Annotated in this window: 21 protein-coding genes; 11 read left to right on the top strand and 10 right to left on the bottom strand. The window is 52.5% G+C overall.

Going from position 1 to position 20005, the window contains the following annotated elements; genetic code table 11:
- Positions 1-71: 71 nt before the first annotated feature.
- Together ACN9MQ_RS12075 and fabI are read right to left on the bottom strand one after the other, a co-directional pair.
- A complete protein-coding gene (locus tag ACN9MQ_RS12075) occupies positions 72-1058 on the bottom strand; it encodes a CMD domain-containing protein (RefSeq protein WP_014170359.1) in 987 nt (328 codons plus the stop codon).
- Positions 1059-1214: 156 nt separating this feature from the next.
- Positions 1215-2003 carry an enoyl-ACP reductase FabI gene (gene fabI / locus ACN9MQ_RS12070; RefSeq protein WP_020882447.1) on the bottom strand — a complete coding sequence of 263 codons (789 nt, stop codon included), beginning with the start codon at positions 2001-2003 and terminating at the stop codon, positions 1215-1217.
- A gap of 317 nt (positions 2004-2320) precedes the next feature.
- On the opposite strand from fabI, the gene ACN9MQ_RS12065 reads away from it, so the two are divergent.
- On the top strand, positions 2321-3214 hold the full coding sequence (locus ACN9MQ_RS12065) for a helix-turn-helix domain-containing protein (RefSeq protein ID WP_257805691.1): 894 nt from the start codon (positions 2321-2323) through the stop codon (positions 3212-3214).
- Between the two features lie 238 nt (positions 3215-3452).
- Positions 3453-4802: a sensor domain-containing diguanylate cyclase gene (locus ACN9MQ_RS12060; protein ID WP_426021026.1), complete on the top strand. Its 1350-nt coding sequence runs from the start codon at positions 3453-3455 to the stop codon at positions 4800-4802.
- Positions 4803-4854: 52 nt separating this feature from the next.
- Here ACN9MQ_RS12060 and ACN9MQ_RS12055 read toward each other — a convergent pair whose 3' ends face one another.
- Both ACN9MQ_RS12055 and ACN9MQ_RS12050 read right to left on the bottom strand, forming a co-directional pair.
- A complete protein-coding gene (locus ACN9MQ_RS12055; RefSeq protein WP_426021027.1) occupies positions 4855-5679 on the bottom strand; it encodes a helix-turn-helix domain-containing protein in 825 nt (274 codons plus the stop codon).
- A 72-nt stretch (positions 5680-5751) separates the two neighbouring features.
- Positions 5752-6147, bottom strand: coding sequence for a RidA family protein (locus ACN9MQ_RS12050; protein WP_426021028.1), 396 nt, complete (start codon positions 6145-6147; stop codon positions 5752-5754).
- A gap of 132 nt (positions 6148-6279) precedes the next feature.
- Here ACN9MQ_RS12050 and ACN9MQ_RS12045 point away from each other — a divergent pair, with 132 nt between their 5' ends.
- On the top strand, positions 6280-6870 hold the full coding sequence (locus ACN9MQ_RS12045; RefSeq protein ID WP_426021029.1) for a TetR/AcrR family transcriptional regulator: 591 nt from the start codon (positions 6280-6282) through the stop codon (positions 6868-6870).
- Between the two features lie 147 nt (positions 6871-7017).
- On the opposite strand, the gene sapF is transcribed toward ACN9MQ_RS12045, so the two are convergent.
- The 6 genes from sapF to pspF all read right to left on the bottom strand — a co-directional run bounded on the left by sapF (position 7018) and on the right by pspF (position 13363).
- Positions 7018-7824: a putrescine export ABC transporter ATP-binding protein SapF gene (gene sapF, locus ACN9MQ_RS12040; protein WP_014170351.1), complete on the bottom strand. Its 807-nt coding sequence runs from the start codon at positions 7822-7824 to the stop codon at positions 7018-7020.
- Between the two features lies 1 nt (position 7825).
- Positions 7826-8818 carry a putrescine export ABC transporter ATP-binding protein SapD gene (gene sapD / locus ACN9MQ_RS12035; protein WP_014170350.1) on the bottom strand — a complete coding sequence of 331 codons (993 nt, stop codon included), beginning with the start codon at positions 8816-8818 and terminating at the stop codon, positions 7826-7828.
- Complete coding sequence (gene sapC / locus ACN9MQ_RS12030) at positions 8818-9708, bottom strand: putrescine export ABC transporter permease SapC (protein WP_014170349.1); 891 nt, start codon at positions 9706-9708, stop codon at positions 8818-8820. The genes sapD and sapC overlap by 1 nt, the downstream gene beginning before the upstream one ends.
- A complete protein-coding gene (sapB, locus tag ACN9MQ_RS12025; protein ID WP_014170348.1) occupies positions 9695-10660 on the bottom strand; it encodes a putrescine export ABC transporter permease SapB in 966 nt (321 codons plus the stop codon). Before sapB ends, sapC begins: the two co-directional genes overlap by 14 nt.
- Entirely contained in the window at positions 10657-12297 is a 1641-nt protein-coding gene (gene sapA / locus ACN9MQ_RS12020; protein ID WP_044857369.1) for an ABC transporter substrate-binding protein SapA, read from the bottom strand. Before sapA ends, sapB begins: the two co-directional genes overlap by 4 nt.
- 88 nt (positions 12298-12385) lie before the next feature.
- Positions 12386-13363 carry a phage shock protein operon transcriptional activator gene (pspF, locus tag ACN9MQ_RS12015; protein WP_193162225.1) on the bottom strand — a complete coding sequence of 326 codons (978 nt, stop codon included), beginning with the start codon at positions 13361-13363 and terminating at the stop codon, positions 12386-12388.
- A 166-nt stretch (positions 13364-13529) separates the two neighbouring features.
- On the opposite strand from pspF, the gene pspA reads away from it, so the two are divergent.
- The 8 genes from pspA (at position 13530) to ACN9MQ_RS11975 (ending at position 19997) form a co-directional block, all read left to right on the top strand.
- Positions 13530-14198 carry a phage shock protein PspA gene (pspA, locus tag ACN9MQ_RS12010; protein ID WP_014170345.1) on the top strand — a complete coding sequence of 223 codons (669 nt, stop codon included), beginning with the start codon at positions 13530-13532 and terminating at the stop codon, positions 14196-14198.
- Positions 14199-14252: 54 nt separating this feature from the next.
- Positions 14253-14477: an envelope stress response membrane protein PspB gene (gene pspB, locus ACN9MQ_RS12005; RefSeq protein WP_025204011.1), complete on the top strand. Its 225-nt coding sequence runs from the start codon at positions 14253-14255 to the stop codon at positions 14475-14477.
- Positions 14477-14836: an envelope stress response membrane protein PspC gene (gene pspC / locus ACN9MQ_RS12000; RefSeq protein WP_014170343.1), complete on the top strand. Its 360-nt coding sequence runs from the start codon at positions 14477-14479 to the stop codon at positions 14834-14836. The genes pspB and pspC overlap by 1 nt, the downstream gene beginning before the upstream one ends.
- A gap of 12 nt (positions 14837-14848) precedes the next feature.
- A complete protein-coding gene (gene pspD, locus ACN9MQ_RS11995) occupies positions 14849-15073 on the top strand; it encodes a phage shock protein PspD (protein ID WP_014170342.1) in 225 nt (74 codons plus the stop codon).
- 185 nt (positions 15074-15258) lie between these two features.
- Positions 15259-16956, top strand: coding sequence for a sugar phosphorylase (locus ACN9MQ_RS11990; RefSeq protein ID WP_426021031.1), 1698 nt, complete (start codon positions 15259-15261; stop codon positions 16954-16956).
- A 15-nt stretch (positions 16957-16971) separates the two neighbouring features.
- Positions 16972-18264: an ABC transporter substrate-binding protein gene (locus tag ACN9MQ_RS11985; protein WP_032678282.1), complete on the top strand. Its 1293-nt coding sequence runs from the start codon at positions 16972-16974 to the stop codon at positions 18262-18264.
- A 22-nt stretch (positions 18265-18286) separates the two neighbouring features.
- A complete protein-coding gene (locus tag ACN9MQ_RS11980; protein WP_426021032.1) occupies positions 18287-19168 on the top strand; it encodes a carbohydrate ABC transporter permease in 882 nt (293 codons plus the stop codon).
- On the top strand, positions 19155-19997 hold the full coding sequence (locus ACN9MQ_RS11975; RefSeq protein ID WP_025204015.1) for a carbohydrate ABC transporter permease: 843 nt from the start codon (positions 19155-19157) through the stop codon (positions 19995-19997). The genes ACN9MQ_RS11980 and ACN9MQ_RS11975 overlap by 14 nt, the downstream gene beginning before the upstream one ends.
- The last annotated feature ends 8 nt before the right edge of the window (positions 19998-20005 follow it).

Raw genomic sequence — 20005 nt, 5'->3', positions numbered from 1 at the left:
GCCATTGAGCGGCTGACAGTTTTACGCGATTCTCACTGTCACAGCAAGCGGTCTTTGGGTAATTAGTATGGTTATTCCCCTTTGCCAAACGCGACTTTCAGGCGTTCAAGCCAGCCATCCATCGCGCTCCGGGTGAGCAGTTTTATCGCCCGTACCGCAGGCAGTCCTTGTTCAGTGAGCGGGGTGAACTGTGCGGCACTGAAGCGGTCCGGAGAACGCGTCAACAAGTCGATTGCCGCCGAAAGCGCCGGCGAATCAAGAGAAATATCATCATGGCTGTTTACCAGGATCTCACCCGTCAGGTCGAGCAGGATGGGCTCATGGCTGAGTACCGGCGTCAGCGCTTCAAGGGCGGGTTCGGCCTGCCAGCGGGAAAGCGATTCAAGCTGATGCGCGCTGGCATAACGCAGTTCAACGACAGGTAAAAGCGCCACCCAGGACTCAGGAGCGGCTGGCAGCGTGTGCGGCTGAATATGGTGGCCGGGTAGCCAGCGTACAGGATGCCCCAGCAGGGCCTGAAAGACGGCCACCACGCGTGCCTGAAAACCGATAAAGCCGATAATCTGATTAATAAGCACCATGTCGTAGGTTGTCAGACCCACCTCATCAAGCTGCTGCTGTGCTTTATCATCGATGACATCAGGTGAGCTGGCGAGCTGACGGGCGTACTGGGTGATTTGTGCCAGGCGGCGGTTACTTTCGCGTGAGGAGTCAGGGCCGGGAAGCGGGGCGAGGAGGGCGGCATAGTGGTTACACAACCGTTGGACGCCACAGGCCTGCGCGACCGTTAATGCAGTACTCAATCTGTCGTAGGCGCTGAGCGTATGCAGCCGGTTAACGGAGATTGAGAGCGGAAACAACAGGTGGCATAAGGTTCTGGCAGGGGTGAGCCAGCCAGTACAGGCGGCGACAATCTCGTCAGGCAGGGCTAAATCGAGCAAAAAACGATCGTCGACGTTAGCGGCTTCGGGCACCAGAGGCAGAACATCCGTCTGCGCGTGGTTTGACTGGGTTTCGTGGTACCAGTGGCCTTTGCCGGAAAAACGGCGTTGTTCCATGGGCGTTCCTTGATCTCAAAATGGCGATCAATATCCTGGCGTAAGGTAGATGTGGGGAAAAATATTGTTAGGTGATAACAAATAGCTGAACGGAATAACGAAGGGGTCGGGCGGAGGAAGGAAAACTCTCTTCCCGTGAGGGAAGAGAGTCACAGCTTATTTAATTTCCAGCTCGTTCATTGCAGCGATGTTGAAGCCGCCGTCAACGTGAACCACTTCGCCGGAGATACCCGCGGAAAGGTCAGAGCACAGGAACGCTGCAGAGTTACCCACATCTTCAATGGTAACGGTACGACGAATCGGCGTAACCGCTTCGCAGTGCGCCAGCATTTTACGGAAATCTTTGATACCGGAAGCTGCCAGGGTACGGATTGGACCCGCAGAGATAGCGTTCACACGCACACCTTCTGGACCCATCGCGTTCGCCATGTAGCGGACGTTTGCTTCCAGAGACGCTTTAGCCAGACCCATAACGTTGTAGTTAGGGATAGCACGTTCTGCGCCCAGATAGGACAGGGTCAGCAGAGCTGCGCCGGGGTTCAGCATCGCACGGCAAGATTTAGCCATTGCCACGAAGCTGTAGGAGCTGATGTCGTGAGCGATTTTGAAGCCATCACGGGTTACCGCGTTCACGTAGTCGCCGTCCAGCTGATCGCCAGGAGCGAAGCCGATGGAGTGAACGAAACCGTCGAATTTCGGCCATGCTTTTGCCAGTTCAGCAAACATGCCATCGATGCTTTCGTCTTGTGCAACGTCGCATTCCAGAACAAGGCTGGAACCCAGCTGCGCGGCAAACTCTTCTACACGGCCTTTCAGCTTGTCGTTCTGGTAGGTGAACGCCAGCTCAGCGCCTTCGCGATGCATAGCCTGTGCGATGCCGTATGCGATGGACAGTTTGCTGGCAACGCCAGTTACCAGAATGCGCTTACCGGAAAGAAAACCCATAGATTTAATCCTTATATTCATTGCTTATTTTTTGCCTTGTAAATCATAGCATTACAGGCAACATTTCAAAGTCATTCGAAATTAGCTCGAAATTATATCCCACTCAGTGCCCCTTGTGTCACGCTATTTCTCGCTCAAAGCCCGTGACGTATGTCATGGAAGGGGGTGAGCGAACGCGTTATCACGCTGTTTCACAGGCATCCGTCCATTATATCACTGCGCGACCGGTTCGCCTCATCCAACCAGAGGCGGGCGTTTTTGCGCAAAATGATCCGTTCAGTGGATTTTACGTATTACAATCCAGTTAGAGTCAAAACATGAAAGAAATCATTAACAAACACGTTATAGACTGGGTTGAAGATAATATTTTATCTCTGGAGCATATCGATCGGCTGGTCGTAAAAACGGGTTACAGCAGAAGGACGCTCGAAATCTGGTTTAAACACCAATACCACCAGTCGCTGGGTGAGTATATGCTCAGGAGACGAATGAGCTATGCCGCGTCTTTATTAAGGATGACGTCTCTGCCGGTCACCGAAATCGCTCACATTTTTCAGTATCATAGTGGACAGGGTTTTGCCCGCGCGTTTAAGAAATTGACCGGGAAAACACCGTCTCAATATCGAAGCGATGAAATATGGGACTTCCAGCGTTACCATCCTTCACTGTTATTAGAAGGGCTCCGTAAACCTGACGTGAAGATTTGTCGGCTGGCGCGGACGTTTTCCTATAACGATACCCTGACGGAATATGATCATATTTTTAATCCTGCGATACAGGATGTGACCAAAAGACTGAGAAAACTTTTGCTTGATCATCGTGGGGAGGTAAAAGAAATCGCCATCAGGGGACGGCGTCCAGAAGGCCTGGATAAAAGCCGGGAAAACATGGCTGAAGTCATAATTGATTATCTGTCACCGGATAATACGTCGCACCAAAAACAGGAATATCATTTTTCCGGTAAATATGCCGTTATGCGGTATGACGGTAGCTGGTGCGCCTACGGTAAGCTCAGCAAAAAGAACTATTTTTATAACCGCTATAGACACCAGAATCTCGCCGTTCCTGCCTCTCATGTGGCAGGCCAGACGGAGCTGGCAACGAGCCTTGCGCTTTCGGAATCGGTTTATCAGACGTTTCAGAACAATAAGCGGCTGTATGTAGACTTCAATAGCCACGGCGATGTGGTGAATGTCAGCACATGGCGCTAGCGTTGCCTCTGGCCTTGCCGGTAAGGGTGATCTCACTGGTGAGTAAAGCGCAGTAGGGAATATCCCGGTTCGGTACGACATCGACCGGGATAATCCACTTCAACAGACTGAGGTCGGTTAACTGAAGCATCTGAAAAGAGGGTGGCAAGCCTGACCGGTTTGCCCCTCGATGTTAAGCAGAGAATGGTGTAAATCGCTCTGCCGTTTCACGTCTTTTATTTATGCGGTATTAATGAACATGAATAACATTACGTTGGCTGAGAAAATGATCGTGCTGTCCGGTGCGCTGCTGTTTGCACTGATGATCGCGGTGAACTCCTTTTTTGTTAATGATAATCCAGGTTTCAGGGTACCCATGACAACCTATTTGATCGTCATGATTGCGCTATTTTTTCTGGATACCATTATCTCTATTTTTATCCAGATGCAGTATGCGTCTGAACGATCTCATTTATCCCTGTTAATCCTGAGCATGGCGTTTCTGAGCGGTCTCATCTATTTCATAGAAACGATTATCGTCATTCAGCTTCCTGAAGACGCAGGGTTAACCCATACGCTAAAAACTAACGATACGGCGGTATTTTATTTTTTCCGCCAGTTAAGTTTTATTTTTTTGCTGGGGCTTGCTGTATGGGTGGAGAAACACACGGCACGGCGACGGTTCACATTACGGAATAAGGTCTGGCTGGCGCTAATATCGTTAATCCCCCTGGTTATGTTCCCGGTGCTGGCCCATGCGTTGAGCAGCTACAATCCAACCTGGACATTAACGATAGCCGCGTATCGCCCCGATCAGTATCATCCTGTCTGGGATGTCCGCTACGTTAACGCTCTGATAGTTCTCTGGTCGGCCCTGGCCTGCTACATGACTTACGTGACACGCTTTTCATCTGGCGTCTGGAACAGCATCATCGTGGTGTGCCTTTCTGCGATCACCTATAACTTTTTCCTGCTCTTACTCGATACGTATAACCTGTCGCTCTGGTATATCAGCCGGGCGGTAGAAGTGTTCAGTAAACTATTTGTTATCTGTACCTTACTGTTACATGTCTTCAGCTTGCTGAGATTTTTTGGCGATCGGGTTAACCGCGATCCCCTTACGCAGATCTTCAACCGCAAGTATTTTTTTGAGGCACTTCAGCGGCTCCGCATGCTCAGAACAGAAAAGGGCACCAGCATTATGATGCTGGATATCGATAACTTTAAGACCATTAATGACACCTGGGGACATCCTGTGGGGGACCGCGTCATTCTGGCGGTCGTGGATATTATTAAAGACAGTATTCGTGATAATGACGTCTTTGCCAGACTGGGAGGTGAAGAGTTTGGCCTGCTGTTGCCCGACACGGACAGGAGTATGGCCGTAGTCGTCGCAGAACGTATTCGCAAGAATGTTGAGCAACGCACCGGGCAGGGTAACCTGTACGCGGTGCCCCTGACGGTAACGTTAAGTATTGGCGTGTGCTCAGCCATTCAGGAAAACGTCAACAGTAGCGATATCATTCGTGATGTGGATGAAGCACTGTATGAGGCCAAGCACGGTGGTAAAAACAGAACCGTGTGCAGACAGGCCGCAGGGTCGGTCTGAACCGGCGTTGCGCGCCTCCCGCGGTGTGATTTACGCGCAAGAAAAAACGGGGTTATAACACAGGGATGTAAATATCAAAGTTAACGCGCTCATCGCTGCAGGCGTTAAAACGCATTAAATGAATGCCATCGCGCAACGTCAGGCGGTTCGTCACCATTGCCTTAACAAACGCAATTTTGTTATAGGCGCTATAACATTCCCAGCTGCCTTCAAAGGACATTTTTGCATATTTTCCGGTAAATAAAAGTGTGTCTTTCTTTGTTGTTTTAGTGCTGTCTAAACAATATGAAATTAAGACTTCTACCAGATAGGAACGGCTTTTACCCAGACGTTCTGGTCGGCGCGGCACTATGGCAAGCTGTTGGATCCGATCGCGATTCTCAAGCAGGAGTTTTTTGATTTTTTTAGTGACATCGTGCACCGCAGTATCAAAAAGATGATCGTGCTCTATAATCTCATGGGTATACGGAAAAATCTCATTGAGTTCACAGAGTGTTATTTCGGGTGTTTTAAGATCGTCTAATAAAAATGAGGGCTGAAGGATATCAAAATCCCACTCTTTTGCATTTCTGTATTCAGAAGGGGTGAGTCCCGACATCTTTTTAAAGGCTCTTGAAAACCCCTGGCTGCTTTGGTAGTGAAATAAATAAGCAATGTCCGTAACGGGAAGCGACGTCATTCTGAGCATGATGGCTGCAAGGCTCAGCCTTCTCCTTAGGATGTACTCACCTAAAGAGAGGTGATATTTCTCTTTAAACCATGTTTCCATGGTTCTTCTGCTATACCCGGTATCTTTAACCAATTGATCAATATGTAAAATAGAAAAATTATTTTCCTCTACCCAGGTGAGAATATATTTACTAATACTTTCTTTCATTCGATATCTACAGCATGTGGCGTCATGACGTAATTAATAAATTGCCGGTGGGGCTTATGCCGAATACTCGCGTTATTGCGGTGGGATTCTGCCAATGACCTTAATTTCAAAATCAAAGCCCGCAAGCCAGTTTACCCCCACGGCCGTCCAGTTTGGATAAGGGGGGCGGGGGAACGCTAATTTTTTGGCTTCCATGATGGTTGAAAACTGATTTTCAGGATCGGTATGAAACGTCGTCACGTCGATCACATCATCAAACGTACATCCCGCGGCAGAAAGCGTAGCCTGGAGATTATCAAAAGCCAGTTGTACCTGAGCGCCGAAATCCGTTTCAGGTGTGCCGTCGCTGCGGCTTCCAACCTGGCCTGAGACAAATAACAGATCGCCAGAGCGAATGGCAGCAGAATAGCCATGTTCTTCATAGAGGGCATGACGATTAGCGGGAAATACAGGTTCACGTGGGTGCATGGCATTTCCTTTTCGATTGGGGGTATTGTTGAGATCACGCGGTCGTATTAACATACGCGGCGTATGTCAAAATCTAAACCACATACGCCACGTATGTCAAACGGAAAAACACAACGTAACCAAGGACGTCTTATGGCTGCAAAAAGCCGTGCCGAAACGGCCCAGGAAAATCGCGAAAAAATGATTCAGGCAGGGCGCAAAGCTTTTGCCGAGAAAGGCTATGCCGGAGCCTCCATGGATGAACTGACCGCAAGCGTGGGGTTAACACGTGGAGCGCTATACCATAATTTCACTGACAAGAAAGGCTTGCTGGCTGCGGTGGTCGCCCAGATAGACAGCGAAATGGCACGAAAGGCGAAGGCAATTGCCGCCAGCGCCGAGAATGACTGGGAGCGACTACTGGCGGAAGGCGTCGCTTACATCAAAATGGCGCTCGATCCGGAAGTGCAGCGTATTGTACTGCGTGATGGTCCGGCTGTTCTGGGGGACCCGGCCCACTGGCCCAGCCAGAATAGCTGCCTGGAATCTACCCGTCAGACCATAGAAAAAATGATTGAATGCAAGGTCCTGAAAGACATGGATGCAAACGTCGCTGCGCAGCTGTTAAATGGCGCTGCGCTCAATGCTGCACTGTTGATAGCCGCCAGTGACGATCCGCAGAAGACGTTGCCACATGCGATTGAGGTGTTTGTCCTGCTTGCAAGCGGGTTACGCCATCAGTGAAAGGAAAGGGTTAACGCGCGCGAGCTGCTATTTAACCCTTAAAGGAACGGGGGTGCCGGGGGCATTTTTGTCGGATAAGGGGCGCTAAAACGTCGCGAGGATTTCGCGTGTAGTGAGCGTTGTTAATTCGCCCCTTGCACCAACGCGCTAGCGGTCTTTTCTCCACGCATCCGCGGTTAATGCTTCACCGAAATGGCCGGCAATCAATCGCTTAGTCAGTTCATGAAGCGGAGAGGCCATAACATCTGCGGTACTGCCACGTTCAACAACCTCACCCTGATGCATGACCATCACCTGGTCGCTGATGTGTTTCATCATCCCCAGATGTTGGGTCACGTAGATATACGAGATACCCTGTTTTTCCTGTAATTCGAGCATCAGGTTAATTAACTGCGACCGCATCGACATATCCAGCGAGGCGAGCGCTTCGTCGGCGATGATCACTTTCGGGCGCAATATCAGCGCGCGCGCGAGCCCAAGACGCTGTTTCTGGCCGGGGGCGAGCATGTGCGGGTAATAGCTCTCGTGATCGGGCAGCAGCCCAACCATCCGCAGGGTTTCAAAAACGCGTTTGCGTCGCGCTTCTGGCTCGAGATCGGTATTCAGACGCAGCGGAAAATCGAGGATTTGCGAAATACGCTGACGCGGGTTGAGCGATGTCGACGGATCCTGGAAGATCATGCGGATACGCTGGCTGCGGAAAGAGTAATCGCCGAATTCCAGCGGATGGTCATCTATCAGCACTTCGCCGCCGGAGGGTTCAACCATGCCTGCCAGCATCTTCGCCAGCGTGGATTTACCGGAACCGTTCTCACCGATGATCGCCAGCGTCTGTTTTTCGCGCAGGGTAAAGCTGAGCGGCTTCACGGCTTCAACGGTCTGACGATGGAACAGTCCGGTACGGTAGCGAAAGGTCTTACTCAGGTTACGGACTTCCAGTAAGGTTTCGACCATTTCACTCTCTCTCCATGTTCAGCGGGAAATGACAGGCATATAGATGATTTTTGGCCCCTGTCAGGCGTGGCGTCTCAATACATTTACGCTGCGCATACGGGCACCGCGGCCCCAGACGACAGCCAATCGGCAAGGACTCCAGCAGCGGGATAGCCCCGGGCAGGGTATTCAGGCGACTCTTGTGCGGCATGGCGCTGCCAAAATCTGGAATGGCGCGGATCAGCGCCTGCGTATACGGATGATGCGGCGCGGTGATGAGGTCTTCACTCGGGGCGGTTTCGACCGTCTGCCCGCAGTACATCACATCAATCTTATCAGCCCATTTGCTGAGCATTTGCAGGTCGTGACTGATTAACAAAATGGTGGTGTTGTTGTTCTGGTTCAGACGCGTCAGCAGGCGGAAAATCTGCGCCTGCGTGGTCGGTTCCATCGCGTTGGTCGGTTCATCCGCAATCAGCAGACGCGGCTGATTGGCCAGCGCGATGGCAATCATCACTTTCTGACACTCACCGTCGGTCAGTTCGTACGGAAAACTGCGCATGGCATCTTTATGATCTTTGATCCCGACGCGGTGCAACAGCTCAATTGCACGACGCTTACGCCAGCCGAACCGTTGCCACCAGCGGCCTTTATAGGTCCATCCGGGAATGTTCTGCATCAGCTGTTTGCCCACGCGCTCGGAAGGGTCAAGACAGGATTGCGGCTCCTGGAAAATCATTGATACGTTATGGCCGACCAGCTTGCGACGCTCGCGGGGAGAGAGGCGTTGCAGGTCGATATCATCAAAACGCATACGGTCAGCGGTGACGCGCCAGTTATCCTTCGCCACGCCACAGATGGCTTTGGCGATCAGGCTTTTCCCTGAACCGGATTCACCCACCAGCCCGCGAATTTCACCCTCAGCAAGGGTGATACTGATGCGATCGACGGCTTTCACCCAGCCTTCACCGGTTTTGAACTCGATGGTCAGGTTGCGAATATCAAGAAGCGGCATTATTGCACCCCCGCATTAATTGCACGGCGTATACCATCGCCCAGCAGGTTAACAAGCAGCACACTCACCATAATGGCTGCGCCCGGTAACATGACCGTCCACGGCGCAACGTAGATAAGCTCAAGCGCGTCACCGAGCATCGCGCCCCATTCAGGCGACGGCAGCTGCGCGCCGAGATCGAGAAAACCGAGCGCCGCGATGTCCAGAATCGCCATCGACAGGGCGCGGGTGATCTCCGTGACCAGCCCGGCAGCGATGTTCGGCAGTACGGCAAACCAAAGGATGTTTAAGGTTGTTGCACCGTCCAGGCGAGCTGCGACGACATACTCTTTTTCCAGTTCGTCATGCACCATGCTGTATACCGAACGCACGATGCGGGGCAGGATCGCCAGCCAGACCGCGAACATGGCATGCGACAGATGTGGCCCGACAAACGCCACCACAATGATGGCCAGCAGCAGGGACGGAATAGAGAGCAGGGTGTCGAGAATGTGGTTCAGTGCCGCCGAGCGCAGGCCATGCGTCGACCCGGCAAAGATGCCGAGCGCCAGACCGCAGATGGTGGCAGCAAACGTCACCACAAATGCACCGCCGACCGTCGGCGCCGCACCACTCAACAGGCGGCTCAATACGTCACGCCCGAGGTCGTCCGTACCGAGGAAGAAAGAGACTTCACCGTAGCGCGACCAGGATGGGGGCAGCAGTTGATAGCCAAGGAACTGCTGATCAATACCATAGGGCGCAAACCAGGAGCCAAAAACGCAGAGCAACACCAGCCCGGCGAAGCCATAAAGGCCAATCATTGCCGTGGTGTCACCATAGAATTTACGCCACACGGTACGCAGCGCTCCGGGCGTGCGCTTTTCACTGTATACGTTATCGTAGGGCATACCATTCCTTATGCTTCAACGGGTTGGCCATAGCACCCAAAATATCGGAAATCACGTTAACAATAATCACCAGAGAGCCAATCACCATGACGCCCGCCGAAATGGCGGCGTAGTCCTGCTGGCGGATAGCGTTGATCAACCATCGACCCAGCCCCGGCCAGCTGAAGACCATTTCGGTAATCATCGCCAGGGTGAGCATGGTGGAAAACTGGAGCCCCAGTCGCGGGATAACAGGCGGCAGGGCGTTATGCAGCACATTACGGCGCAAGATAGTCAGGCGCGATAAGCCGCGCGTGGCGGCCGCTTTGACATAGTTCTGATCGAACACCTCGATGGTACTCAGGCGCATCAGGCGGATCACTTCGGTTGTCGGTGCCACCGCCAGCGTCAGTACCGGCAAGACCATATGGCGTACGGCGCTGACGATCATCTCATGTCGCCAGGCTGAATCAGACAGCCAGGCGTCAACGATAGCAAACCCGGTCACCGTTTTTACCGTATACAACAGGTCAAAACGGCCAGAAACCGGTAGCCAGCCCAGGTTGAGGGAGAAGAAAAGCGTCAGCAGCAGCGCCAGCCAGAAGATCGGGATCGAGAAGCCGAGCAGGGCGAGGGCGCTGATAAATTTATCCTGCCATTTGTTGCGATAAATCCCTGCCAGCATTCCTACCGGAATACCAACCATTAAGGCAAAACCGAACGCCAGAATGCACAGCTCCATTGTCGCCGGGAAAACCTCTTTCAGCTGCTCAGAGATGAGCTGTCCGTTGATGCTTGAAACACCGAAATCCCAGTGCAGCAGACCGTTAAACCAGAAGAGCCACGCATCCCACAGCGACGACCCCTGAAGCGGGGCGTGCGGGGTGAAATAGCTCAGGCTGAAACCAACAAAGGTCAGGAAAAAGAGCGTCACCAGCAACAGCAGAAGGCGGCGCAAGGTAAAAATGATCATGGTTTTTTCACCTCTTGTTCTTTTTCGCGAGACACGCCAGCGAAGGAGGCGTTGCCAAACGGACTCAACACCAGGCCTTTAATATCATAGCGATAGGCCTGCAGGCGCAGGGACGAGGCCAGCGGCAGCACGGGCAGCTCTTCGGCAAGGATCTTCTGCGCTTCATCATAGGCGTCTATGCGTGACGCCAGCTGTTGGGACGCCAGCGCTTTTTGCAGCACGCCGTCAAATTCCCGGTTGCACCAGTGGGCGTAGTTGGTCTGGGAGTTAATCGCCGCACAGCTCAGCAACGGACGGAAGAAGCTGTCCGGATCATTACTGTCGGTCGCCCAGCCTGTCAGGGTTAAATCATGGTTCATGTCCATCAGGCGCGCCTCCTGGAAACGACCCTCAACCGGCACGATGATCACTTTCACCCCCACCTGCGCCATATCTGCCTGCAACAGCTCGGCGGTCTTCAGCGGGCTTGGGTTCCAGGCCTGAGAGCTGGTCGGTACCCAGAGTTGCAGCGTCAGGTTTTCTGCCCCCAGCGCTTTCAGCTGTTCACGCGCTTTTGCCGGGTTGTATTCCGTAATTTTAGCTTCACTGTCATAGGCCCACGAGGCTCGCGGCAAAATAGAGGCGGCGGTTTCTGCCGTACCGTAATAGATCGACTGCATCAGACGCTGGTTGTTAATGGCCAGCGCCAGCGCGTGGCGTACGGCAGGGTTGTTCAGCGGCGGCTTATCGGTATTAAACGCCAGATAGGCGATGTTCATGCCGGGGCGTAACGTCAGGCGCAAACGCGGATCGTCGCGCAAAATGGTGAGCTGGCTGGCAGCAGGCCACGCCAGCACGTCGCACTCCCCGGTCAGCAGTTTTGATAAACGCCCCGTCCCGCCAGAGCCAAGATCGACCACTACCTGTGGCATCAGCGGCGTGCCGCGCCAGAAATGCGCATGGCGCTGCAGGCGGATATATTGTCCGGAGCGATATTCGGCCAGCTGGAACGGACCGGTGCCGACTGGCTGACGGTCGATTAACTCCTGACGATCGATTTTGCTCAGGTTCGCGGCATATTCAGCAGACATAACGGACGCATAGTGGGTGGCCAGGTGCCAGAGGAAAGAGGCATCCGGGCGCTTCAGCGAAAACTCCACCGTGCGGTTATCCAGCTTGCGAACGCTTTTAACGGTATCGGCAAACTGCAGGCTGTCGAAGTAGGGGAAGTTGCTGCCGTTAACGTTATGCCACGGGTGATTACGGTTAAAGATACGCTGGAACGTAAAGACCACATCATCTGCGTTCAGTTTGCGCGTTGGGGTAAACCATGGCGTGTGCTGAAATGCGACATCATCGCGCAGGTGGAAACGGTAGGTCGCGCCGTTATCCAGGACTTCCCAGCTTTCGGCAAGCTCTGGCACCAGACGGTAGGTGTAGGGATCCACATCAAGCAGACGGTCATAGAGTTGCGCGGCAAGGGTATCCACAATCAAGCCGCTGCCCGCTTTTTGCGGGTTAAATGTATCAACCTGACCGCTTACGCAATAGACGAAGCCGCTGTCGCGAATATCAGGTTGCGTAGCGGGGTCGGGCGCAGCAAACGCCAGGCTGCTGAACAGACCAAGTGCAAAGAAGGACGATAAAACCAGACGCATAATTTTTAAGGTTTTTAGGTTCGATCTGCAAAGTGTATCGCACTTACGCCTGCTTCGTAAAAATGTCTGCGGGTAAGTGCTGATATTGTCAGCGCATTTGATGCTTTTTGAGCAATGCCCTTAATTGATGGTAGGTCAGACCCAGGAGTTCAGCCGCCCGTTTCTGGTTATATTTCGCCACCTTCAGGCTCTGCTCAAGCAGCTGTTGTTCCTGTTCATGCTGGAACTGCCGCAAATCCAGGGGAAGTGCAGGGGCAGCCCCGGACACGGGCGGAGCGGTAGCTGGCTGCAGGCTACGCTGAAAAGGATCGAGAATAATGTTATCCAGCTCGGTCTCACTGCTGTCGTGGCGATAGACAGAACGCTCCACGACGTTTTTTAACTCACGGATATTTCCCGGCCAGTGGTAAGCGAGGAGTGTCTCCTTTGCATACTCGCTGAACCCCGGAAAAAGCGGCAGGCCGAGCTCGCGACACATCTGAATCGCAAACTGCTCTGCCAGCAGCATGATGTCGCTTCTTCGCTCGCGCAGCGGCGGGAGCTGAACGACGTCAAAGGCCAGCCGATCGAGCAGGTCGGCACGGAATTTATCCTCTGCCACCATTTGCGGGAGATTGGCATTGGTCGCGCACACCAGACGCACGTTGACCTGCAACGGCTGGCTACCGCCGACACGCTCCAGCTCGCCATACTCAATCACGCGCAGCAGCTTTTCCTGTACCAGCATGGGCGCGGTGGCCAGTTCATCAAGAAACAGCGTGCCGCCGTCGGCGCGTTCAAAACGACCCGGATGGCGTTTTTGGGCACCGGTAAAAGCACCAGCTTCATGACCGAAAAGCTCCGTGTCGAGCAGATTTTCATTCAACGCCGCGCAGTTAAGCGAAATGAAGGGGCCATCCCAGCGTCCGGATAAATAATGTAGACGGTTAGCAATCAGTTCCTTACCCGTGCCGCGCTCACCGATAATAAGCACTGGCTTGTTGAGCGGCGCGAGACGGGAGACCTGTTCGAGGACTTCCAGAAAACTGTTGGCTTCGCCGAGTAAATTGTCTTTGTATCCAGCCATGATGAAATTAACCACTCCTTAGTGATATTCACCAGGTGAGCATAGTGTGCCGATGCCTGGAAATCAACCACATCAAATAAAATCAACAAGATAAAAACTTGGCACGGTATTTGTATTAGCTATTTAGCAGGGCATCGCCCGATAACAGAACTATGAGGATCACATTATGGGTATTTTTTCTCGTTTCGCCGACATCGTGAACGCCAATATCAACTCACTGCTTGAGAAAGCGGAAGATCCGCAGAAGTTGGTGCGCCTGATGATTCAGGAAATGGAAGATACGCTGGTTGAAGTGCGTTCTACCTCCGCCCGTGCGCTGGCTGAGAAAAAACAGTTAACGCGCCGCATTGAGCAGGCGACCGCTCAGCTTAACGAATGGCAGGAAAAAGCAGAACTTGCGCTGCGTAAAGATAAAGAAGACCTGGCCCGCGCCGCGCTGATTGAAAAACAGAAGCTGGCAGACATGGTCGCGACGCTCGAGCATGAAGTCACACTGGTCGATGATACCCTTTCGCGTATGAAGAAAGAGATTGGTGAGCTTGAGAATAAACTGAACGAAACGCGTGCGCGTCAGCAGGCGCTGGCATTGCGCCACCAGGCGGCAAGCTCATCCCGCGATGTACGTCGCCAGCTGGATAGCGGTAAGCTGGATGAAGCAATGGCACGTTTTGAGTCGTTTGAACGCCGTATCGACCATATGGAAGCGGAAGCGGAAAGTCACAGCATTGGTAAACAAAAGTCACTGGATCAGCAGTTCGCTGACCTGAAAGCGGACGATGAAATCAGCGAGCAACTTGCTGCGCTGAAAGCCAAAATGAAGCAAGACAACCAATAATAATTTGTGCGGCACCTGAGTGTGCCGCCACGCATCGTAAGACAAGGAGTACACATGAGCGCGCTTTTTCTGGCTATTCCCCTGACCATTTTCGTGCTGTTTGTTCTGCCGATTTGGTTATGGCTGCACTACAGCAACCGTTCTTCACGTGGTGAACTTTCCCAGAGTGAACAACAGCGTCTCGTACAGCTGACCGAACAGGCGAATAAAATGCGCGAACGCATTCAGGCGCTGGAAGATATCCTCGATGCAGAACATCCAAACTGGAGGGACCGTTAATGGCCGGACTGAACCTGAACAAAAAATTGTGGCGCATTCCGCAGCAGGGAATGGTACGCGGCGTCTGTGCCGGACTGGCCCATTATCTTGATGTCCCGGTCAAACTGGTTCGCGTGGTAACGGTGCTGTCGATCTTCTTCGGTCTGGCGTTTATCACCCTGGTGGCGTACATCGTACTGTCGTTTGTACTCGACCCGATGCCGGAAGGTGAACTGGCCGCAGAAGGCGCACCGACCAGCAACGATCTTCTCAACGCGGTTGACGATCAACTCGCCGCTGGGGAGAAGCGGTTACGTGAGATGGAGCGCTATGTCACGTCTGACACCTTCACGCTGAGAAGCCGTTTTCGTCAGCTTTAAGAGAGAATATACATGAAGCAAAACTGGCAACAGGCCGGTCAGAAGGTAAAACCCGGCCTGAAAATCGCAGGTAAACTGGTCCTGCTGACGGCATTACGTTTCGGCCCGGCAGGTGTGGCGGGTTGGGCGATAAAATCTGTTGCCCGCAAGCCGGTAAGAATGTTGCTGGCTGTGGCGCTCGAACCTCTGCTGCAAAAAGTGGCAAAACGGCTTTCACGCCGCTACTTTCCCCAATAATTCCTGCGTACGTTAGCCTTTCTCGTTTTCGGGGCAGGCTAGCGATACTTCTTCGCTTTCCCTTTCTTTCTTTGCGGCAGCTCACAATACTGCGTTGAGCTGCTTTGCAATCGCCTTTTTCTGCGTCCCGGTCCGTTGACAGATATTTTTCATGAGAGTAGATTGCGTTCCGTGGGACCGCTACCATGGAAAATAAAATGCAGGCTAAAATTAAAGAAATCATTAATCTTGTTTACGGGGAATCATTTTCCGATACCCATTTTTCGGTGTTGCTGGAAAAGATTGATAACGCGATTTCTGTTATTACAGATAAGCGTAAGGTGGGGTGGGATGAAAAAGATGTTGTCCTGATTACGTATGCCGATCAGTTTTCGGCAGAAGGGGAGAAAGCCCTGCCGGTTTTCACACGGTTTTATAATAAGTGGCTCTCTCACTCCTTTTCACATGTTCATCTTTTACCTTTTTATCCGTGGTCTTCTGACGACGGTTTTTCTGTTATTGATTACCACGAAGTTGCACCGGAAACAGGAACGTGGCAGGACATCGCCGAATTAAAACAATCAGCCAGTTTGATGTTTGATTTCGTCTGCAATCACATGTCGGCGCAAAGTCAATGGTTCGCGAATTACCTTAAGCAAATGCCGGGGTATAACGATTTCTTCATTTCTGTTGACCCTGAAACGGATCTGTCGGCCGTCACGCGACCGCGTGCTTTGCCCCTCCTCACGCCGTTTACGCTTCACGATGGCAGCGTACGCCACCTGTGGACCACCTTCAGCAGCGACCAGGTCGATCTCAATTTTGCCTCTCCTCAGGCTCTGATTGCGATGGTAGACGTGCTGCTGCACTACCTGACTGAAGGGGCGCGCTACATTCGTCTGGATGCCGTTGGGTTTATGTGGAAGATACCCGGAACGAGCTGTATCCATCTGGAACAAACCCATCAGCTTATCCAGCTTTTCCGTGCCATTACCGAGGCTGTCGCGCCGGGTACGGTGATAATCACTGAGACCAATGTCCCGCATAAAGACAACGTTGCCTACTTTGGTGACGGCAACAATGAAGCGCAGATGGTGTATCAGTTCTCCTTGCCGCCGCTTGTGCTGCATGCGCTACACCGTCAGGATGTCCGGGCGCTGTGTCAGTGGGCGTCGTCGTTGGCGCTTCCTTCCACGAAAACCACCTGGTTTAACTTTTTGGCCTCGCATGACGGGATTGGCCTCAATCCGTTACGCGGAATTTTACCCGAGTCTGAGATCCTCTCGCTGGTAGAGAAACTTCAGGCCGAGGGGGCGCTGGTCAACTGGAAAAACAATCCGGATGGAACGCGAAGCCCGTATGAAATCAATGTCACTTATCTTGATGCGTTAAGCACAAGGGACTGCGATGACAATCACCGTATTGCCCGGTTTATTCTGGCTCATGCTGTACTCCTGAGTTTCCCCGGTGTGCCTGCCGTCTATATCCAAAGTATTCTTGGCTCGCGTAATGATTATGAGGGCGTGGAGCGCCTGGGATATAACCGTGCGATTAACCGCAAAAAATACCTCGCCGGTGCAATCGACAGTGAACTTGAGAACGAAAATAGCCTGCGGCAGAAAGTCTATTATAGATTGCGTGAATTAATCGCCCTGAGGCGTGCAGAAAAAGCATTCCACCCTGACAGTCAGGCTTGTTTTAGTACGGCAGGCGAGCATGTATTAAAAATAATGCGTATTGCGCAAAGCGGCGAAAAAGTTACCGCGTTATTTAATTTCAGCGATCGCGTTCAAACGCTTGAGTCGAATATTCCATCCGGCAGGGAATTGATCGCCGGGAAAGATATTACTGGTACGACTCTGACCCTTAATCCATGGCATGTGTTGTGGGTTAAAGAAAACTAAAAAAGGACCTTAAACATGAATATGCCCAAAATTGTGCTGATATCAGCACTGGTTTCGTGCGCCTTGTTGTCAGGCTGTAAGGATGACAAACCCTCTGCTGTCACCATTGAGTTTATGCACTCCTCAGTTGAACAGGAGCGTCAGGCGGTAATTACAAAACTGATTGAAAAATTCGAGAAAGAGAACCCGACGATTACGGTGAAACAGGTACCGGTAGAAGAGGATGCCTACAACACCAAAGTGATTACGTTGGCCCGCACCGGTGCGCTGCCTGAGGTCATTGAGGTCAGCCATGACTACGCAAAAGTCATGGATAAAGAGCAGCTGCTGGACCGGGATGCGATCAACGCCGCCATCAAAGCGGTGGGCGAAAACACCTTCTATGACGGAATTTTACGTGTCGTTCGCACGGAAGACGGCTCAGCCTGGACGGGGGTGCCAATCAGCGCCTGGCTGTCTGGCGTCTGGTATCACAAAGATGTGCTTGCTGCGGCGGGTATTGAGGAGCCGCATAACTGGGAACAGCTGCTGAAAGCCAGCCAACGCCTCAGCGATCCGGCTAAAAAACGTTATGGCATAGCGCTACCCACGGCAGAAAGCGTGATGACCGAGCAGGCGTTTTCTCAGTTTGCGCTTTCCGGTGGCGCGAACGTTTTTGACGCCAACGGGAAAATCAACATCGATACCCCGGAAATGGTGAACGCGCTGGCGTTCTATAAAGCACTGGCCGCGACCACCATGCCGGGCTCGAACGATGTCATGGAGATTAAAGATGCCTTTATGAATGGTTCGGCGCCGATGGCGGTGTATTCCACCTATATCCTGCCGGCGGTCTATAAAGACGGCAACCCAGCCAACCTGGGCTTTGTCGTTCCGACTGAAACGTCTTCAGCGGTCTACGGCATGGTCACATCGCTGACGATCACCTCCGGTCAAACAGAAGATGAAACCCAGGCTGCACAGAAGTTTGTCACCTGGATGGAGCAGGCACAGAACGCGTCTGACTGGGTGATGATGTCCCCGGGTGCCGCGCTGCCGGTGAACAAACTGGTCGTCGGCACGGACTCCTGGAAAGACAACGAGGTCATTAAAGCATTTGGTCAACTTCCCTATGAGCTTATCGCCCAGTTCCCGAATGTGCAGGTATTTGGCGCCGTGGGCGACAAAAACTTTACCCGCATGGGTGATGTAACGGGGTCCGGCATCATCAGTTCCATGGTGCATAACGTCACAGTAGGTCAACAAGATCTCACTGCAACGTTAAGCAACAGCCAAAAGCGACTGACTGACCTGATTTCACAACGATAGGAGCGCTCTGCGGAAGGAAATTATGAAGACGTTGTTTTCTGGTCGTTCAGATATGCCTTTCGCCATGCTGCTGTTGGCCCCCAGCCTGATTTTGCTGGGGGGCCTGGTGGCCTGGCCGATGATTTCCAATATTGAAATCAGCTTTTTACGTTTGCCGCTTAACCCGCGCATTAGCGCCGTGTTTGTCGGGCTGGATAACTATGTTCGTATCCTCAGCGATGGCGCATTCTGGCACTCCCTGTGGATGACGTTCTGGTACACCGCCCTGGTGGTGATGGGCAGCACGGCGCTGGGGCTGGCCGTTGCCCTCTTTTTTAACCGGGAATTTCGTCTGCGGAAAACGGCACGTTCACTGGTGATTTTGTCCTACGTCACACCATCCATCTCGCTGGTGTTTGCATGGAAATACATGTTCAACAACGGCTACGGCATTGTGAACTATCTGGGTGTCGATCTGTTGCACCTGTATGACCAGGCGCCGCTGTGGTTCGACAACCCGGGCAGCAGTTTTGTGCTGGTGGTGCTGTTCGCCATCTGGCGTTACTTCCCCTACGCGTTTATCTCGTTCCTCGCGATATTGCAGACCATCGATAAATCGCTGTACGAAGCCGCGGAAATGGATGGGGCAAATGCCTGGCAGCGTTTTCGTATCGTCACGCTGCCCGCCATTATGCCGGTGCTGGCCACGGTGATTACACTGCGAACCATCTGGATGTTCTATATGTTCGCTGATGTTTATCTCCTGACCACCAAGATCGATATTTTGGGCGTCTATCTCTACAAGACCGCATTTGCCTTCAATGACCTCGGGAAAGCCGCTGCCATCTCCGTGGTGCTGTTCGTGATCATCTTCGCCGTCATTCTGCTGACCAGAAAAAGGGTAAACCTCAATGGCAACAAATAAACGCGTACTGGGTCGTCTCGGTTTTTATCTGGGGCTGGCGGTGTTTCTGATCATCACGCTGTTCCCGTTCTTTGTGATGTTAATGACCTCGCTTAAGAGCGCGAAAGAGGCGATATCGCTCCATCCGACCATCCTGCCGCAGGCGTGGACGCTGCAGCATTACATCGACATCTTTAATCCGCTGATCTTCCCGTTTGTGGACTACTTCAGAAACAGCATGGTGGTCTCGCTGACCTCGTCGGTAATTGCCGTTTTTCTCGGCACGCTGGGGGCTTACGCGTTATCCAAACTGCGTTTTAAAGGACGCACGACGATCAATGCGAGTTTTTACACCGTCTATATGTTCTCGGGGATTTTGCTGGTGGTGCCGCTGTTCAAAATCATCACCGCGCTGGGGATCTATGACACGGAGCTGGCGCTGATTATCACCATGGTGACCCAGACGCTGCCGACAGCCGTCTTTATGCTGCGCAGCTATTTCGACACCATTCCGGATGAAATAGAAGAAGCCGCGATGATGGACGGGCTTAACCGCCTGCAAATTATCTTCCGCATTACCGTTCCGCTGGCGATTTCCGGCCTCGTGTCGGTGTTCGTCTACTGCTTCATGGTGGCATGGAACGACTACCTGTTTGCATCCATTTTCCTGTCCAGCGCCAGCAATTTCACCTTGCCGGTTGGGCTGAACACCCTCTTTAGCACGCCAGATTATATCTGGGGTCGCATGATGGCGGCATCGCTGGTGACAGCGCTTCCGGTGGTCATCATGTACGCACTGTCTGAACGTTTTATCAAAAGTGGTTTGACCGCCGGTGGCGTTAAAGGCTGAGGCGGCCA

This window comes from Enterobacter sp. R-25 (assembly GCF_049913205.1).
In the GTDB taxonomy this organism is placed as follows: Bacteria; Pseudomonadota; Gammaproteobacteria; order Enterobacterales; family Enterobacteriaceae; genus Enterobacter; species Enterobacter ludwigii.
Note: the sequence above shows the minus strand (reverse complement) of the source record. Positions and strands in the feature narration are given on the sequence as shown.

Coding starts and splice junctions, on each gene's coding strand:
- ACN9MQ_RS12075 (WP_014170359.1), bottom strand. CDS start 1,058: ATGGAACAACGCCGTTTTTCCGGCAAAGGCCACTGGTACCACGAAACC.
- fabI (WP_020882447.1), bottom strand. CDS start 2,003: ATGGGTTTTCTTTCCGGTAAGCGCATTCTGGTAACTGGCGTTGCCAGC.
- ACN9MQ_RS12065 (WP_257805691.1), top strand. CDS start 2,321: ATGAAAGAAATCATTAACAAACACGTTATAGACTGGGTTGAAGATAAT.
- ACN9MQ_RS12060 (WP_426021026.1), top strand. CDS start 3,453: ATGAATAACATTACGTTGGCTGAGAAAATGATCGTGCTGTCCGGTGCG.
- ACN9MQ_RS12055 (WP_426021027.1), bottom strand. CDS start 5,679: ATGAAAGAAAGTATTAGTAAATATATTCTCACCTGGGTAGAGGAAAAT.
- ACN9MQ_RS12050 (WP_426021028.1), bottom strand. CDS start 6,147: ATGCACCCACGTGAACCTGTATTTCCCGCTAATCGTCATGCCCTCTAT.
- ACN9MQ_RS12045 (WP_426021029.1), top strand. CDS start 6,280: ATGGCTGCAAAAAGCCGTGCCGAAACGGCCCAGGAAAATCGCGAAAAA.
- sapF (WP_014170351.1), bottom strand. CDS start 7,824: ATGGTCGAAACCTTACTGGAAGTCCGTAACCTGAGTAAGACCTTTCGC.
- sapD (WP_014170350.1), bottom strand. CDS start 8,818: ATGCCGCTTCTTGATATTCGCAACCTGACCATCGAGTTCAAAACCGGT.
- sapC (WP_014170349.1), bottom strand. CDS start 9,708: ATGCCCTACGATAACGTATACAGTGAAAAGCGCACGCCCGGAGCGCTG.
- sapB (WP_014170348.1), bottom strand. CDS start 10,660: ATGATCATTTTTACCTTGCGCCGCCTTCTGCTGTTGCTGGTGACGCTC.
- sapA (WP_044857369.1), bottom strand. CDS start 12,297: ATGCGTCTGGTTTTATCGTCCTTCTTTGCACTTGGTCTGTTCAGCAGC.
- pspF (WP_193162225.1), bottom strand. CDS start 13,363: ATGGCTGGATACAAAGACAATTTACTCGGCGAAGCCAACAGTTTTCTG.
- pspA (WP_014170345.1), top strand. CDS start 13,530: ATGGGTATTTTTTCTCGTTTCGCCGACATCGTGAACGCCAATATCAAC.
- pspB (WP_025204011.1), top strand. CDS start 14,253: ATGAGCGCGCTTTTTCTGGCTATTCCCCTGACCATTTTCGTGCTGTTT.
- pspC (WP_014170343.1), top strand. CDS start 14,477: ATGGCCGGACTGAACCTGAACAAAAAATTGTGGCGCATTCCGCAGCAG.
- pspD (WP_014170342.1), top strand. CDS start 14,849: ATGAAGCAAAACTGGCAACAGGCCGGTCAGAAGGTAAAACCCGGCCTG.
- ACN9MQ_RS11990 (WP_426021031.1), top strand. CDS start 15,259: ATGGAAAATAAAATGCAGGCTAAAATTAAAGAAATCATTAATCTTGTT.
- ACN9MQ_RS11985 (WP_032678282.1), top strand. CDS start 16,972: ATGAATATGCCCAAAATTGTGCTGATATCAGCACTGGTTTCGTGCGCC.
- ACN9MQ_RS11980 (WP_426021032.1), top strand. CDS start 18,287: ATGAAGACGTTGTTTTCTGGTCGTTCAGATATGCCTTTCGCCATGCTG.
- ACN9MQ_RS11975 (WP_025204015.1), top strand. CDS start 19,155: ATGGCAACAAATAAACGCGTACTGGGTCGTCTCGGTTTTTATCTGGGG.